15 protein-coding genes are annotated in these 15969 nt (G+C 65.3%); 10 read left to right on the plus strand and 5 right to left on the minus strand.

The window, feature by feature from the left end; genetic code table 11:
* Nucleotides 1–7 precede the first annotated feature (7 nt).
* The 10 genes from GGC65_RS21145 (at nt 8) to GGC65_RS21180 (ending at nt 8458) form a co-directional block, all read left to right on the plus strand.
* Nucleotides 8–1045 carry a toprim domain-containing protein gene (locus GGC65_RS21145; RefSeq protein ID WP_192648956.1) on the plus strand — a complete coding sequence of 346 codons (1038 nt, stop codon included), beginning with the start codon at nt 8–10 and terminating at the stop codon, nt 1043–1045.
* A gap of 326 nt (nt 1046–1371) precedes the next feature.
* Nucleotides 1372–2310 (plus strand): DUF2493 domain-containing protein, encoded by a 939-nt coding sequence (locus GGC65_RS21150; protein ID WP_192649666.1) that lies wholly within the window; start codon nt 1372–1374, stop codon nt 2308–2310.
* Between the two features lie 239 nt (nt 2311–2549).
* Nucleotides 2550–3290, plus strand: coding sequence for a LuxR family transcriptional regulator (locus GGC65_RS21155; protein WP_192648957.1), 741 nt, complete (start codon nt 2550–2552; stop codon nt 3288–3290).
* Between the two features lie 190 nt (nt 3291–3480).
* Nucleotides 3481–4095, plus strand: coding sequence for an acyl-homoserine-lactone synthase (locus GGC65_RS21160; protein WP_192648958.1), 615 nt, complete (start codon nt 3481–3483; stop codon nt 4093–4095).
* 13 nt (nt 4096–4108) lie between these two features.
* Nucleotides 4109–5014 carry a phytanoyl-CoA dioxygenase family protein gene (locus GGC65_RS21165; protein ID WP_413052758.1) on the plus strand — a complete coding sequence of 302 codons (906 nt, stop codon included), beginning with the start codon at nt 4109–4111 and terminating at the stop codon, nt 5012–5014.
* Nucleotides 5011–5631 carry a GntR family transcriptional regulator gene (locus GGC65_RS21170; RefSeq protein ID WP_192648959.1) on the plus strand — a complete coding sequence of 207 codons (621 nt, stop codon included), beginning with the start codon at nt 5011–5013 and terminating at the stop codon, nt 5629–5631. The genes GGC65_RS21165 and GGC65_RS21170 overlap by 4 nt, the downstream gene beginning before the upstream one ends.
* Before the next feature lie 100 nt (nt 5632–5731).
* A complete protein-coding gene (locus GGC65_RS23660; RefSeq protein ID WP_264081037.1) occupies nt 5732–5854 on the plus strand; it encodes a hypothetical protein in 123 nt (40 codons plus the stop codon).
* Nucleotides 5855–5925: 71 nt separating this feature from the next.
* Nucleotides 5926–6054 carry a hypothetical protein gene (locus GGC65_RS23665; protein ID WP_264081038.1) on the plus strand — a complete coding sequence of 43 codons (129 nt, stop codon included), beginning with the start codon at nt 5926–5928 and terminating at the stop codon, nt 6052–6054.
* 53 nt (nt 6055–6107) lie between these two features.
* Nucleotides 6108–6764 (plus strand): lasso peptide biosynthesis B2 protein, encoded by a 657-nt coding sequence (locus GGC65_RS21175; RefSeq protein WP_192648960.1) that lies wholly within the window; start codon nt 6108–6110, stop codon nt 6762–6764.
* Nucleotides 6765–6838: 74 nt separating this feature from the next.
* Nucleotides 6839–8458 (plus strand): asparagine synthase-related protein, encoded by a 1620-nt coding sequence (locus GGC65_RS21180; protein ID WP_192648961.1) that lies wholly within the window; start codon nt 6839–6841, stop codon nt 8456–8458.
* Here GGC65_RS21180 and GGC65_RS21185 read toward each other — a convergent pair.
* From GGC65_RS21185 to GGC65_RS21205, 5 genes are all read right to left on the minus strand, one after another.
* Nucleotides 8365–10338, minus strand: a complete 1974-nt coding sequence (locus GGC65_RS21185) for an Atxe2 family lasso peptide isopeptidase (RefSeq protein ID WP_192648962.1) — start codon at nt 10336–10338, stop codon at nt 8365–8367. The genes GGC65_RS21180 and GGC65_RS21185 overlap by 94 nt on opposite strands.
* Nucleotides 10332–13265, minus strand: a complete 2934-nt coding sequence (locus GGC65_RS21190; protein WP_192648963.1) for a TonB-dependent receptor — start codon at nt 13263–13265, stop codon at nt 10332–10334. The genes GGC65_RS21185 and GGC65_RS21190 overlap by 7 nt, the downstream gene beginning before the upstream one ends.
* 82 nt (nt 13266–13347) lie before the next feature.
* A complete protein-coding gene (locus GGC65_RS21195; protein ID WP_192648964.1) occupies nt 13348–14256 on the minus strand; it encodes a FecR family protein in 909 nt (302 codons plus the stop codon).
* Nucleotides 14253–14831, minus strand: a complete 579-nt coding sequence (locus tag GGC65_RS23785) for an RNA polymerase sigma factor (protein WP_192648965.1) — start codon at nt 14829–14831, stop codon at nt 14253–14255. Before GGC65_RS23785 ends, GGC65_RS21195 begins: the two co-directional genes overlap by 4 nt.
* 914 nt (nt 14832–15745) lie before the next feature.
* Nucleotides 15746–15925: a hypothetical protein gene (locus tag GGC65_RS21205; protein ID WP_192648966.1), complete on the minus strand. Its 180-nt coding sequence runs from the start codon at nt 15923–15925 to the stop codon at nt 15746–15748.
* Nucleotides 15926–15969 lie beyond the last annotated feature (44 nt).

A 15969-nucleotide genomic window follows, 5' to 3' on the forward strand; every position in this document is an offset into this window, starting at 1 on the left:
GCCCCGCATGGAAAGTCCCGCCCGCGAGATCGCGCGCCGTCTCGGTGAGAATGCCGAGGCGGTGTGCCGCCGCTATCTGTCGAATGGTCGCCGCGAAGGGCAATATTGGGTCGTCGGCGATCTCGCCAACAGCAAGGGCCGAAGCCTCTATGTTCGCCTTACGGCCAGTAGCGACGGTGCGCGCCCCGGCAAATGGACCGATGCTGCGACCGGCGACCATGGCGATCTCCTCGACATCATCGCTGCGAGCGGCGCTCACGCCCATTTTCGCGATACGCTCGCCGAGGCGCGGCACATTCTCAGCCTGCCGCCGCCCGACGAGCAGATGCCCAATCCCCGGAGCCGCAAGCCGGCGGGCGGCTCGGCGGGGGCGGCGAGGAGGCTCTTTGCAGCGTCGCGCCCAGTCGAACGAACGCTGGCCGAGCTCTATCTCGAGGGGCGCTTGCTGCACGGCCCATTCGGCCCGTCGCTGCGCTTTCACCCCCATTGCTTCTATCGACCGAGCGAGGACGATGCGCCAGGGCTGCCGCCTGCGTGGCCCGCGCTGATCGCCGCCGTCACCGATGAGGGCGGCGCGATCCATGGCGTGCACCGCACGTGGATCGACCCCGCGACGCGGACGAAAGCGCCCGTGGCGCACTCGCGCCGCGCGATGGGTAATCTGCTCGGGCACGGCGTGCGCTTCGCCTCCAGCGGGGCGGTGATGGCGGCGGGCGAAGGCATCGAGACGATGCTATCCCTGCGCGAGGCGGCACCGACGTTGCCGCTGATCGCGGGGCTCTCTTCGGCGCATCTTGCCGCCATCCGCTTTCCGGAAGCGCTGAGGCGCCTTTATGTCGCCTGCGATCGCGACCCCGCGGGCGAGGCGGCCTTCGCGACGCTTTCGGAGCGGTCACAGACGGCCGGGATCGAGCTCTGCCCGATCGTGCCGCGCCTCGACGACCTGAACTCCGAGCTTTGCCGATTTGGCCTGGACGCGCTCAGGCATTGTTTGACGTCACAGCTCCTGCCGGTCGATGCGGACAGGTTTCTCGCGCGTCATTGAACTGGCCGGGAAGAGCGGAAGGCGGGGCGATGGGTGCGGGATAGCGCGCGGGCCTGCCGTCGCCGGTCGGCTCGCGCCTCCGCCCTTCGCTCGGGGGCGCCTGCGGCAAGCGCACCGGGCACGCAATGGCGCGCGTGCAGCCATTTTCCGCCGGGACGCTGCGCGCCCCTTTGCATCGCGAAGCAAAATGGCCTTCGCTTGCCATCCTCCGCTGCCGCTCCGGCCGCGCGCCAGGCGCGCGGTGCAGACCCCGGTGCGCTCGCCGCAAGAGGTCGCCCGCGAAGGCCGCGAGAGGCGCGGCCGGCGCCAAGCGAAAGGCAGTTTCCATGTCCCTCGATCCCGATCCCGTTCCGCCCCATCATGCCCCCGAACCCGGTTCGACCGCCTATCTCCTCCAGGAACTGCAGCTCTTTGGGTATCGACCCTTCGACAACGAACCCGATGCACGGCCGCTACCCGATGCGCAGCTCGCCGGCGGCGCGATCGCCGACATCTTCGATGCCATGGCGACATGCCTGGCCGACACGAGAATCGAGCCCGACCTTGAGGATCTTCTCTGGAACATCGTGAACATCTTCCACCGTGCCGGCGAGCGGGTCGAGCGCAGCCTCGACGACAATGAGCAACTTCAGCGCAAACTCCAGCGCGAGCAGGACGGCAGCGAAATCCGCTCGGTCGAGCTCGAACGCGCGACCGCCGAGGGCATCACGCTCATCGAGCGCCGCGACGCGATGGAATTTTTCCGCGAAGCTGCCGCCGACCAGTTCCGCCTTCACCTGAGGAAAGCCTGGATGCCTAGGACCGGATCGCGGACAAACCACAAGGCGCTCACCGCATCGGTGATCGACAGCCGGGACTTCCTCGATCGCCGGCTGCGCGAAAAGGCGGCGGCGTTGCTGCCTGCCGGCACGCGGATCGCCCTCTCCGGAGGCAATGCTTTCGGCGATCACCGGGCCGTGTGGGACGCGCTCGACAAGGCACGCGGGCGCTACCCCGACATGGTTCTCCTGCACGGCGGCGGCGCCGCGGGCGCCGAGCGCGCTGCGGCCTGCTGGGCAGAGAACCGGGAGGTGCCACAGGTCGCCTTCCGCCCGGACTGGGCGAAACACAGAAATGCGGCCCCGTTCAAGCGCAATGACGCCATGCTCGAAGCGATGCCCGCGGGCGTTATTGTTTTCGCGGGTACCGGCATCCAGGACAGTCTTGCCGACAAGGCCAGAAAGCTCGGCATCCCGGTTTGGGATCAACGCGGCAAACCGGGCTGAGAGCCGCGCCGCATGCGCGTTCGCAGAAACTATCCTCAATCTGGATGTTTATGCCGAATATATTTGCAATATATCCAGAGCTTACACAGCTTCACTGCCATCAAATCACCTTGACCAGCGGTGATGTCCATGGCTTCGCCGGTGCCTAATTGAGTGGGCGTCGCCGACGGGCTTTTGGCAAAGGAACAGTGCCGGTTGTTTCGGCTTGGCGACGATCGCCGGCATTGTCATGGGTCGCAATGTTCATTCTCGATGCCGCGAGCGAGCTCGCAATCGACGTCATGACGGTCAGCACCGAGGCGGCGCTGCTTGATCTTCTCGGTGCCGCCGCCGCACGGCTTGGCTGCGACTATTTCGCGCTTAGCCATCACATTGATTTCCTGGTAGCGCCGCGGCAGGGGATCCGGCTCCACAATTACCCTGAAAGCTGGGCGCGGCGCTTCGACGAACAGCGTCTCGGTCCCGTAGATCCCATTCATCGTGCGAGTCAGCGAACCAGCGCGGCTTTTCTCTGGCAGGAGGCGCCGCGCTGGACGCCCGTCCGGCCCGGCGACGACTTGGTGCTTTCCGAGGCGCGCCGGCACGGGCTTCACGACGGGCTCACCATTCCTTCCCATCTCCCGGGTCAAGCACATGGATCGGTATCCTTCGCATGGCGCCGTGGGAGGCCGACGGTCTGCGATCTTCCCTTCGCCGGCATGTTCGGCCCCTTCGCGTTCGAGGCAGCGCGCCGGATCGCAGGACCCGTGCCCGAGGCGAACCGGCCGCGGCTCACCGATCGCCAGCGTGATATTGTCATTTGGGCGGCGAGAGGAAAATCAGACTGGGCGATAGGGCAAATTCTCGCACTTAGCCCGGGGACGGTTGTCGAGCATCTGCGCAACGCGCGCGGGCGCTACGACGCGCCGAGCCGAACGGTTCTGGCTATCCGGGCGCTCTGGGACGGAACGATCAGCTTCGCCGATATCACGGGCCGTTAGGCCGTCGCCCCGCCGCGGGAGCGGCTCTGTTCGCGCCGGCCTCGCTCCGCTCCCGTGCGCTGCCTGCACTCTTCCAGCGAGCGGGCCAGCGCACGGTGCCGCAATATCGGCACCCCCATTTCTTGATATGGCAGCTCCGCAAAATGCGGTTCAATTGGTTCGTCTCTGCCAACCCCCTAGGAGAGACACCATGTTTTTGATCGTCGACGAGGCCAACCGTGCCCGCGAGCACGCTGTACTGCGATCGATGTTCGAGGCGCGCAAGCGCGTCTTCATCGACCTTCTGAAATGGGACTTGCCGGCGCTCGCCGGCCGGTTCGAACTCGATCATTTCGACGACGGGGATGCGACCTATCTCATCGTCGCCGACCCCGAGGGCAATCATCTCGCCTCGGCGCGGCTGCTGCTGACGACGCAGCCGGCGCTTCTCGATACGCTCTTTCCGGAACTGGTCGCGGGGCCGGTGCCCCAAGGCGCGGACATATTGGAAATTACCCGATTATGCCTGTCACCGGGGATCGGTGCGCGGCAGCGGCGGATTGCGCGCGATGCGTTGCTCGTCGGCCTTGTGGACTATGCACTCGACAATGGCATCGCCGCCTACACGGGCGTCGCCGAACTTTCCTGGTTCCGGCAGGTGGAGAGCTTCGGCTGGGATTGCAAGGCGCTTGGCGAGCCGGTTCTGCACCGCGGACAGGCGCTCGTCGCATTGCGCATCTATATTGACGGCCACACCCTCCGCAAGCTCGCAGGTGCGGGCATCGTCAGCAGCGCCGCCGCGGCATCCGCCACGCGCGCGGCATGAGGAGGGGGCTATGATGATCAATCCGCAGTTCCCCGATCCCGCCGCACGGCGCAATTCCGCCGGGCTCGATCTCATGGGCCGCGGCTACACCATCCTGCGGGGCGCTGCCCCGCAGGGGGTGATCGCGGCCATCGCCGCGGATCTCGCACCGCGGTACGCGGCGACGCCTTTCTGCGAGGGCGGCTTTTACGGCGAGCGCACCAAGCGTTTCGGACGGCTACTGATCCGTTCGCCGAAGATGGCAGATCTCGTGATGAACCCGGCGGTTCTCGAGCTCGCCGAAGTGGCGCTCGGAAACTGGTGCGAGCGTATCCAGCTCAACCTCGCCCAGGCGATCGAGCTTCATCCCGGCGCCTTGCCGCAATTTCCTCACCGGGACCAAGATATGTGGCAAGGAGCGCTCGGCGATGTCGAATATCTCCTCAACGTCATGTGGCCGCTGACGCCCTTTACGGAGGAGAATGGCGCAACGATGATCTGGCCGCGCAGCCATGGCATCGAGGCGCTCGTCGAGGAACCGAAGGAGGCGCCGATCGTCGCCGAGGCCGAGCCCGGCGATGCAATCGTCTTCCTGGGCTCGACACTGCACGGGGCAGGGGCCAATCGGAGCGATGGCGTTCGACGCGCCGTTATCGTGAGCTACTGTCTCGGCTGGCTCAAGCCCTATGAGAACCAGTGGCTGGCCTACCCGCCCGAGGTAGCGCGGGACTTTTCCCCTGAGCTCGCCGCGCTCGCCGGCTATACGCAGCACCGCCCCAACCTCGGCAATTTCGAGGGGCAATGCCCCTCGGTCTTGTTCGGAGGTTACCCTGCGGAACCGCTCGCGGCAGTTGACGCGCTGAGGCCCGACCAGGATGCCCTTCTCGCGGATTTCGTCGCGGCGCAGCGGACCGGCCGTGGTGAGAGTTTCGGGCGATGAGCCCCGGTGCGACCATGGAGCGCGTCTATCTCGACCTCAAGGCGCGGATCATCGCGGGCGTCTTCCCGCCGGGCACGCGCCTCGATCCGACGCAGTTGGCGAAGGCACTCGATGCGAGTGCGACCCCGGTACGCGATGCGCTCCACCGCCTGTCGGGCGAGCGCATTGTCGAAAGCTGGCACCAGGAAGGGTTCCGCCAGCCCTCGCTCGCCGAGGCTGATCTTTGCGATCTTTACGGCTGGGCCGGGGTGCTGCTCTCGCTCGCGCTGAAGGGGCGTACCCCGCATCCCTCGGCCGGCGGCCTGTTCGAGCTTGCGGGGCACGTGGGCTACGCCGAGGCCGCCGAGTCGCTCTTTCGCACCATCGCGATCGGCGCCGGAAATCGCGAGCTGCGCTACGCGCTCATCGCCAATATCGAGCGAAGCCAGATTTTCCGTGCCCCCGAGGCGCGTATCGATCGCGCCTCGCGCGAACTGCTCGCAGCGATGGAAGAGGATTATCGCTTCGGTCGCTGGACCGCATTGCGCAGCAAAATCACGAGCTTCCATCGGCGCCGCGTCGGGCAGGCGGGGCGCATCGTCGCCGAACTCAAGCCGCGGACCGAGCCGCTCAGATAATATTCGGCATATTCGAAAACTATAAAATTCCTATCTGGAATCAGCGGCGTAGCTTTGGACATGCCGCAATTCTGCGGCAGCGTGACAAAGGAGAGCGATCATGGATCGTGATACCAATGACATCGTCGAGCTCGGCAGCGTCAGCGTCGATACGGCGGGCGAAGACCGGGTCGGAATCGAGGCGGGCGGCAAATATCAGCCGCTCGGCCTGACCCAGGACTGATCCGGGCGCCGGGGGTCGGGTTATGCCGGCTCCCGGCCTCGTTCTCCAAGTTTCAAGCAAAGGATGCGACTATGGAACGCGAACTGGAAGCGAACGATCTCCTCGAACTCGGCACGGTCAGCGGCGACACCGCTGGCGATTTCGGACTGCCGCTGGAATCCGGCGGCCGCATGACCCGCCCCGGTCTCGCCCAGGACTGAGCCTGCTTCCGGGAGCGGCAAGCGCCACTCCCGGACGTAGCTCCTGCACCGATATGGAATGGCGACTGGCACCCGGCACGGGCTTCTGCGAAGTGGGCGGAGAACTGCTGTTTCTCGACCTGCGGCGCGACCGCTACCTCGCGCTTCGGGGCAAGGAACGCATGACATTCGATCGCTTGCGCTTTGGCGAGACCGGAGATGAAGGCGCGATGACGCAGCTCGCCGGCAGCGGTTTGATCGTCGCCGGGAATGGCGGGAGGGCGATCAGGGCAACGGAGATCATCGTCCCTGACGACGATCTCTCGGCCTCCGCCGCCCGGTCCGGTTCCGGATGGGGCACTGCCTTAGCGGCGGCGCGGAGCTTGATCTGGGCGCGCCGCGCAATGCGGCCCGCTCGGCTTGCGCGGACTGCCGAATATCTTGCCGCCGCCAAGGCGGACAGGGCGGGAGCCGGGAAGCAGAGCGAAGCCGAGGAACTGGCCGCGGGGTTTGCCGCGAGCCGCTGGTTGATTCCCATCGCGCCGCGCTGCCTGGTCGATGCCCTCGCGCTCGACCGGATTCTCCTTCGTCGGGGTGTCGCGGCGACCCTCGTCTTCGGGGTGAGGCTCAATCCCTTCAACGCGCATTGCTGGCTACAGACGGAGCGAACCATATTGACAGGAACCGCCGCTGAAGCCCGAAACTTCGCTCCCATATTGACGGTCGGATGAGCCGTCGCATTCTCGCCGCGCTAGGAGCGCCGGCAAGCCGCGGCGGGGCTGCGAGCGCGGCGAGACGTTGCGGCTTGGCGCCGCTGCATGAAGGCGGGTCGTTGCATCTCTATTGCTCGCCGGACCTGCCCAGCCGGAGTCTGGAAGACGGCTCGATCTTGTTGGGCGATTGCTTTGCCCGCAGCGGATCCGGTCCCGGCTGCCCGCCTGAAGGCTGGGGAAATTACCTCGCTTTCGGCGCTTCGGGGCGTTCGGCGACGATCGAGAGAGCGCCGCTGACCGGATTGCCGCTCTACTGGACCAGACAAGAAGAGGGGGTTCTCTGCTCGACGAGCCTGGAGCTCCTCTCCGAGCTCGGATGCGGTCTTGCGGTTGACGAAGCGTTTGTCGCGCACAGTCTCGCCTATCCCAATCTGCGCACCGAGCGCACCGGCGTCTCGGGGGTGAATGAATTGCTTCCAGGCTGCCGGCTTGGTTGGACAGGCACGGCGGCCGCGACGACGGAGACATGGTCGCCCTGGAATTACATCGCTCCCCAGCCGGCGGTTTCCGTGGATGACCTCGCGCGGCAATTGGAGACGGTGATCATCGACTGCACACGGGCTTGGTGCGCGGGCCGGGCCGAAATCCTGCTGGAACTTTCGGGGGGCCTCGATTCATCCATCGTCGCGGCGGCGCTCGACGCCGCAGGCGCCGACTTTTCCGCGATCAATTTCGCCACCGCCGCCGCCGACGGAGACGAGCGTGCATTCGCTTCGACAGTCGCCGCGCACTTGGGCCGCGAACTGGACGGACTGCTCAATGACGAAGCGGCGATCGATCTGGTGGGGGTGCCGCGCCTGGTGCGGCCGCGTCCCGGAGCCTATGGCGTGCTTGGCGGGCTCGATCTCGCGTTTGAACAAGCCGTGGGCGCCAGGTCAGCCGCGATCTTCGGAGGAATCGGAGGCGACAATGTCTTCGACTTTGACACGTCGGTTGCCCCCGTCCTCGACGCGTTGCAGGCGTGCGGCGTATCCGGGACGAGTTTCGCTGCGCTCCGGGATGTTGCCCAGGCAAGCGAGGCAACACTCTGGCAGGCGGTGCGGCTTTCGTGGCGTGCATGGCGCGACGGTCCGCGATCCCCTTGGGTTCGCGAAACGCAATTTTGTCGGGAAGAGGCGATGCCCGATCAACCGCTCGCCCATCCTTGGGACAATACCCCGGAGACCGCGCCGCGGGGCAAGCGTAAACATGTCGCCGCTATCCGCCGGATCCTCGACTTTCTCGATCGACCCGACCGCTGGACAGACCGTGACGTCGTCGCCCCGCTGCTATCGCAGCCCGTCGTCGAACTATGCCTCTCTATTCCGAGCTGGACATGGTTCACCGGCGGGCGCGACCGGGCGATTGCGCGGCAGGCCTTCGCGCGGCGTCTTCCGGCGTCGGTCATATGGCGCAAGGGCAAGGGGCGGCTCGAGAGCGCCTGCAGCGCTGCCTATCTGCGGCAGCGGCCCGCACTTCGTGACCTGTTGCTCGACGGCCGACTGGCCGCACTCGGTTATCTCAACCGCGCCGCAATTGAAGCCTATCTTGCTCGCGACGGCATCTCTGGCGATCACGATTACTTCCGGTTGCTCGAGATTGCGGATATCGAACGTTGGCTCCGTTCGCTGGAGAGTGCGTCGCGTGCGGCACGGATGGCGGCCCAGCGCTGATACTGCGCTGCCTTTTCGGGATCAGGGTCGCTCTCATCCTTCAGCCAGTAGCGAAACCAGTCGAGATTGCGGACGTAGGCCGCCAGCTTCTGTCGAGGCTCCACCTTGATATGCGGTGCGAGCGGAAAAATGTGCGTCTCGCCGATCTCGGCAGTCGCGACTTTCGAAATCAATTCGACGGTCTGACGTGCCTCATGTTCGGGGAGCTGCAACAACAAGGGCGCTCCGAGCTTGTCGAGATTCGACGCAACCGATATTCGCCGCCAGCCGTCGGGATCGTCGTCGGGGGACCCGACGCCGAAATATTGCTCGAGATTCTCGGCGAACATCTTGCGCCCGGGCCGCGCGTTGAACCAATAATAGGCGGGTCCCATCTGCAGCGAGGCGATCGAGGCTGCGCGGAGCATGTCGCTGTGCGTCGCGATCCACATCGTGACTTCGCTCCCGAAGCTGAGACCGCCCATTCCGACGCGCTTGCGATCGGCGATCCCCCGACGGTCGAGTTCGTCGATCGCTGCACGAACCGCGGCCATCGCGAGCCCGTATCGATCCTCCGCCTTCGCGCCGCCCGGGAGCGCATTGATGCAGAGCGCCGCAATTCCACTGGCGGCAAGTGCCCGCAGTGGCCATTCATCCCCCAGTCCGCCGCGCGGATAGCCCGTGCATCGATAATAGGTGACGAAGAGCGGCAGCCGCCCGGGGATCTTCGGGCGGATAAGTACGCCCGACGCACGGCTGCCGCTCACCTGCCACGCGACGGTTTCGGCAACGAGCCCGTCGTCGTCAGGATAGCCATTGGGTGATGCGATGATTGTCTTGCGCCCGTTGAAGCCGATGCGAACGAGGCGAGGGGCGATCGAGGGTGCGGCTTCGACACAGAAAACTGCGCGCGGGACAGGAGTGCAGGCTGTGCTTTCCAGCCGGTTGCCCGCGAGCAAGCCTTCGCCGGACGCCAATTTCCGGATATTGCCGGTCTCTGGCGTCCAAATATAAAGCGTCTGCCGATAAGCGCCGTCCCGGAGGGTCGTTACGATCCTGCCACCCGGGGCCCCGATCCACGAGGAGAGGCGTAGCGTGGCGTCGGCGCACGCCGGACCTGTAATGCACGCGCCAGCAGCCTCGAGGGCGGCAGCCGGAGCGGCAGGAAGTTCCAGGGTTGGCCGATCGGCCAGCGCCGAAATTGCTGCCTCGGACAGCGGGCGCTCCTCGCGGGTGTCGAGCTTCCATGTTCGCAGGATCGGAGGGCCCTGGGCGAGGAGGGGTGCGCGGTCGAACCAGTCGCCGGTGAACCGCTGCGTCGCGTGGCGACCGTTCACGATCCCGCCCCGGAAGAGGGGAGCGGCAAGGTCGGTGCGGCCATCCACCAGAACGCCGGCCTCGCGTTCACGCTCCTCGGCGCGCAACGTCTCGGCGCGCGAGGGAAGCTGCCTGACGACCAGCGCACCGTCGGGAAGAAGCGCGAAATTTTCGATATCGCCATCGGCGACGATCGCTGGGGCAAAGCCAGAGCCGTCGATAGTGCTTTTCCAGAGGCCGACCCGGTTGTCAACGAGCGCACGAACGACGACCGTCTGACTGTCCGGCGTCCAGCCGATTTCGCCGGGCAGGATGCTGCCCGCGTCATTGGATAGCGCGGCGCCAAGATGCCCCAGCGAACGGGGGTTTGTCCTTCCGTCGGCGGCGACGATGAACCATTCGGCGTCGATCCGGTTGTTCGCCGTAGAAGGTCGTTCGACGCGATAGGCGAGCCATTGTCCGTCAGGAGAAGCTGCCAGCCCAGAGATATCGGCGATCTCGGCGATCTCGCGCGGCGTCACCTGGCTGGCCGCAGGCGACGCCGCGGCCAGCAGGGCGAGCGACAGGGCGTACCGCCCTACCACCGAATGACCGCCTGGATCGCCATCGAGCGGCCGATCGGGCTCGCTTTCTCGGGGTCGTATGCGAGCGCAGAGGTGTTGCTACGGTTGAAGACGAGCGGTGGATCCTTGTCGAACAGGTTGAGGACACTGAGGCCCAGCGACAAACCTCGCCCGTTATCGTCGCCGCCGATTTTCTGGCTGACATTCAGATCGACCGTCGTCCACGAGGGAACGTGCTGCACGGGGTTCGCGGTCTGATTTCGGTAGCCGTCGATATAATTGACGAAGCCGCCGACCGAAAGGCCGTCCTTCGACCAGCCGAGGCGACCGCGAAGCCGCCATTGGGCCGGATTGGCATAGGTTCCGACGACATCGACCGCCGGTGCCCCGGGCGTGAGCTGGCGTCGGATCGAGAAGATATGCGTTCCCCCCAAGCCGATATCGAGCGTGCCGCCGGCAAGTTCGGGCGCATAGCCGAGGTCGAAGTCGAGCCCCTTCTGCTGCTCGCGCGAAAGATTGCGGATCTGGCCGTCGAGAATTGCGACGATGTCGGTCGTCGCGGCACCTACGACGTTGAAGAAGGTCGGTGCATCGAAATAGCTCTGGACCAGCGCGAGCGGAGGGTTGTCCTGGACCACGCCTGCGAACAGGTCTCGGTTGGCGAGGAAGCGGGTATAGTCCTCGCTGGCCGTCCCGATCCGCCCTTTATAGTCGACCTCATAATAGGTCAGCGAGGCCTTGAGCCCGGGGATCGAGGGCGGCGCGAGGTCGAACCCAGCTGTCCAGGTCGTTGCCTTCTCGGGGCCGATGCCCGGCGCATAGCCGAACAATGCGAGCACCGTCGACACGCCGGTTGGTGAAGCGGGATCGGGCACCTGCTCCGCCGTGTACAGCGAGATCGCGGGACCGACGAGTTCATCAAAGGCCGGGGCACGAAAAGATGTTCCGTAGCTGCCGCGCAGTGCAATGCCGTCAAGCGGCTCCCAGCGAACACCGAACTTCGGGTTCGCGGTACGGCCGACATCGCTGTAATCCTCGATGCGTCCCGCCACCGTGAGGTCGAGGCGCCGGAAGCCGGGAACCACGTTGTCCGGTCCGAATATCGGCACCAGAAGCTCCGCATAGGTCGAGCGGACATGGCGCGGCCCAGGAAAATAGTCGAAATCGTCGATCGAGGACGTAAGCGCGCTGATGTCGTTGATCGACACCGTATCGTAGCGTTCACGTCGATACTCCGCGCCGATCGCGAGGCGCACATCACCCCCGGGCAGCCGCATCAACGGCCCGTCGGCGCGGAGCGCGGCGGACCAGCTCTCGAAGTCGTCGACCGAGGAAAAGCTACCGCGGATGCGGTCGATCGTCGCCGGGTTGTTAGCGGTGCCGTTGCCGAAGATATTGAAGGCGGTGGCCGGATTGGCGTCCGCGAGCGCTGCCGCCAATCGTGCGCGGTTAGGGACATTGAGGCGGTCGAGCGTGCTCTTCTGTCTGCCGAATGCGCCGCCCAGTTGGATGCGCCATCGGCCGACCTCCTGTTCCAGTCCCGCCGACGCCGTGATGCCCTGCGACTTGCCGGTGTCGATTTGCGGCCCGAGATCGTTCACATAGCTGTAGGTGACCGTCACCGGCTGATTGGTGCCAATCGGATCGATATAGTATGGGTTGGTTACCGGCACTCGCGCGGCCTGCAGATAATCGCTCTTGGCCACCTTCCGGAAGCGACGTTCGGCAGCAAGAATATTGGCCCGGAGCGTGAGACCCTCGGTGATCGCGAGTTCGCCTGCCGCATATAGACTATGCGTGCGCTGGTGAGGAAGAATGTCGCTCGCCTGCCGCTGGTCACGCTTGTTCTGGACCCCGGGAAGCAACGCCGACGCCGCCAGGGTGCGACCATCCTGTCCGTCGGGGATGCCGAAGCGCTGACCGTTGGCCGCGGTGATCGTCCCCGGCGCAGCATAGAGCGATCGATAATCCGGCCCCCCGAACGGCCGGAGGTCCTCGGCGAAGAAATCGCGCCTCGAGCCGGGCAGCGCGCTGCGGTCGGAAAACTGGTAGGCGAGGACGAGGCGTCCGCCGCCCCAGTGCTTGCCAAAAACCTGGCCGACCTGAATTTCACCCATATCGCCATCCGCCGTTCCCGCTCGCAGCAGCGTCTCCGCGCCTTCGAAGCGAGTACGCATCCGGATATTGACCACGCCCGCGACGGCGTCCGCGCCATATATTGCCGAGGCGCCATCGGTGAGCACTTCGACTCGGTCGATCGCATTGACCGGGATCAGGGAAATGTCGGCGAAGACGCCGCCGATCCCACCTAGGGCTGGCCGGGCGCCATCGATCAACACGAGCGTGGAAGAGGTCCCGAGCCCGCGCAGGTTAATGCTCGACCCGCCGCTGCTGTCATTTCCCCCGCCGTTGCGCGTCGTCGTTCCCGAGACCGTCTCGTTCGGCCCGCCGCCAAAGGCTTGCGGCAACGACTGAAGCATCTGCTGGACCGTTGCATAGCCGGCCTTCTCGATCGCGGCACGATCGAGCGTGACGACCGGCGAGCCGATCGGCCCGGCGCCGCGGATGCGCGAACCGGTGACGACGATCGCATCGCCGTCCGCGTCAGTCGAAGCGAGGTCCGCCCCGGCATCGCCGTTTCCCTCGCGGATCACGAGCGCGCCATCAACGATTTCGGCGATCAGGCCGGTACCGGAAAGCAGGCGGGTGAGGGCGGCGTCGGGGGTGAGGCGGCCTTGCGCGCGGCCGCTGCGCTTGCCTTCGGTCAGGCTTCCCGAATGTACCACCTCGCGGCCCGACACTTCGGAATATTTGCGGAGCGCATCGCCGAGGCGCTGCGGCGCGATGTCATATATGCGCTGGTCGGTTTGCGCGTGCGCCATCGGCGCATGGAGCGCCGCCGGCGCTGCGGTCGAGGCCATCATCGCGGCCAGATATTTCATTCGCATTCTCACCCTCCCGGTCGCGGCCGTGATGGCCGTCCGGGGGTGCAAAATGCCGGGGGGCGAAAATTTCCCCCCTGCGTGCGAATTATTTTGCGGCGAGGATGATTTCGTCCGTCCGATCGTCGACCGCGAGCCCGAAGGCGGCCGCGAGCTTGCGGGCGAGGGCGCCGCTGTCCGCGAGATCGAAGCGCCCCGAGACCGGGAGCGTCGCAAGGGCCGGGTCGGCGAGGCGGACCGGTTTCGCGTTCACCTTGTTCGCGCTCTCGAGCACCGAGCCGAGCGGAAGATTGTCGGCCGCGAGCAGGCTGGTCGCGACGGGGCTCACCATCATACCGACCACCTTCGGTCCCTCGGCCGGCACCTCGGCGCTCTGGCCGGGCTCGAGCCGCAGCGCGGCGCCGCCGCCGCTCGAACGTACCTCGACGCGGCCGCTGACTAGGCGAACGCGCGGAGGGCCGTTTCGCAGATCCACCTCGAAGACCGTGCCGAGCGCGGTTGTCTCCGAACGGCCGGCGATGACGGTGAACGGACGCGAGGCGTCGTGCGCGACCTCGAAACGTGCGGAGCCGCTCGTGAGGATGACGACGCGGCGCCCAGTCGTGAACTGGGTTTCGATCTTTGCGCCATCAGTCAGAATGACCTTGGTACCGTCGGCGAGTTGCCGTTCTTCGCTCGCATTGGGTGACTGTGCCGTGCGCGTTTCGTCGTGCAGTGACTGCATATAGAGCGCGCTACCTGCAACCAACACCAGCGCGGCGGCAGTGGCGAGCCCCCATTGCGACTTGGCGCGCTTCCGGGCCTTCGTCCGCGCCATTGCCTCAACGCGCGCCGGCGACATGCTGGACCCCACGGCATAGGCCTCCGCCGAACGGGCATAGGCCGCGGCGTTGCCGGGCTCGCGGCGCCACGCCTCGAACGCTTCGCGGTGCGTGTCGGCATCGGGGCCATGCATCAGGCCGACCCAATCGTCCGCCTCCCGCTGCTGCCGCGTCACGATTGCCGGTCTCGCGCCTTGCGGATTGCGGTTACGGCCTTGCTGATGAGCTTTTCCACGCGCTTCACACCTATGCCTTTGATTCGAGCTATTTCAGAATAGCTGAGATTTTCGACGCGGTGCATAAGGAATACATCCCGTGTGGTGGCATCGAGGTCTGCGAGAGCCTCCTCGGCGCGTCGCAGGAGGTCGCGCGCTTCGAGCACGTTATGCGGATCGGGACCAGCGACATCTTCCTCCTGGAAACTGTGATGCGCCGAATGCTGGCGCCGCACGCCGGTACGCGCGCGTTCCCTCAGAAGCGTGCGCGCAGTTTGCGCGAGATAGGCGCCCGGCTTGTCGCCGATATGGAAATAGCCCTTCGCGCTGAAGAAGCGTCGAAAACTCTCCTGAACGAGATCGGCGACATCCTGCGGATGCGCGTTGCGGCGAAAGAAGCTCGTGAGGCGAGGGCGCTGCTCGGCAAGGATCGCCTCGGTCCGCGCGGCGCGACCGAATCCTTCCCAGTCCCCGGGCGGTATCGATTCCCCATTGCTCAGCGCGGGGCGGCGGTCGTCGTCATCGTCATAATCCATAGGTCTGCCTTCCAGCCCGGAAGGAGACGGCAGGTAGCCGGGTGTTGAGTCTCGCTTGACGACGAGGCCGCAACCTTTGGCCCGAAGGCTTGGACATGCGTCGCGGCCACCCGGCGGGATGGCAAAAATCCGTGATCGTCAAGCGGGTGTCTCAATCCCCGGCACCGCGCTTCTCACACCCGATGCGGAAGTGAGCATAGCTCTCCGCTACGGCAGGGCAAGAGTCAGGAGGGAGATTGATCCAGAATGAATCTTGTTGTGGTGACTGCTGTGCGCCCGATGTCGGCCGTTTCGGCCTCGAATGGCTTGTGCCTGAAAGCGGCCATTTAGCTGGAGCCGCGGAGTGCGATCACTTTGCGTTTAAACCGATCCGTTCATCGGCGGATCACCGCGCGCGATATCTGCCGCAGGACGGTCCTGAAGTGCCATAAATAATGGGATTCTGGTACTCGCTTGCTAAAAGAGCTCTACCTTTCGACAGAGCCCTTTCAGTCCTCTGAGATCGTGACCAAAGGAAGCCCCGTCGGCTCTCCGGGTCGCGGGGAGAGCCTCTGTTTCCGAAAGCTAGGCCTATCTCACGGTATGTCTAGCCAATTCGGCAGTCTTTAACGTCGAATGTCAGCCGTCGAACAAGCTGGATGTTGACCTCGAGGCCAAGCCCCGGTCGCGTCTGCCTATTGGAGCGTTGGCTTGGGAGAGAAGCCGTTCTTATGTTCGGTTTGTTCGGGGAGGCGGCGCGCGGGGTCGGGATGCGGTGGGACTTCCTTCTCGGGCGAAACGGGCCGCCGCTTAACGGGGCCTTTCGTGCTGTTTGCCACCTTGATGCTATGCACGGAAATCTCCCAGTCCAATTGAAGCTTCAGCCCATCGCGGTCCAGCAGCAGCGCAGCCGTGCCAAGAAAGATTAGCGTCGGCTATTGCGCGCTGTAACCTGTGAAGTCTGGCGATAGGCCTCGACGGTGTCGGAAGCGATTCATCCGCTTGACATAGTGGCGGGCGAGATTGAGGGCTTCCATTTGCTGCCCGTCCTCCGGCGCCAAATCCGCCGCCATCAGTGCGATTTGGTGATGATAGAGAAGCTGGTTCATATCCATGGCGGAATCCTGAATTGAATATGGCGCGGATGCGTGATGGCCTC

The organism is Sphingopyxis sp. OAS728, from assembly GCF_014873485.1.
Lineage (GTDB): Bacteria > Pseudomonadota > Alphaproteobacteria > Sphingomonadales > Sphingomonadaceae > Sphingopyxis.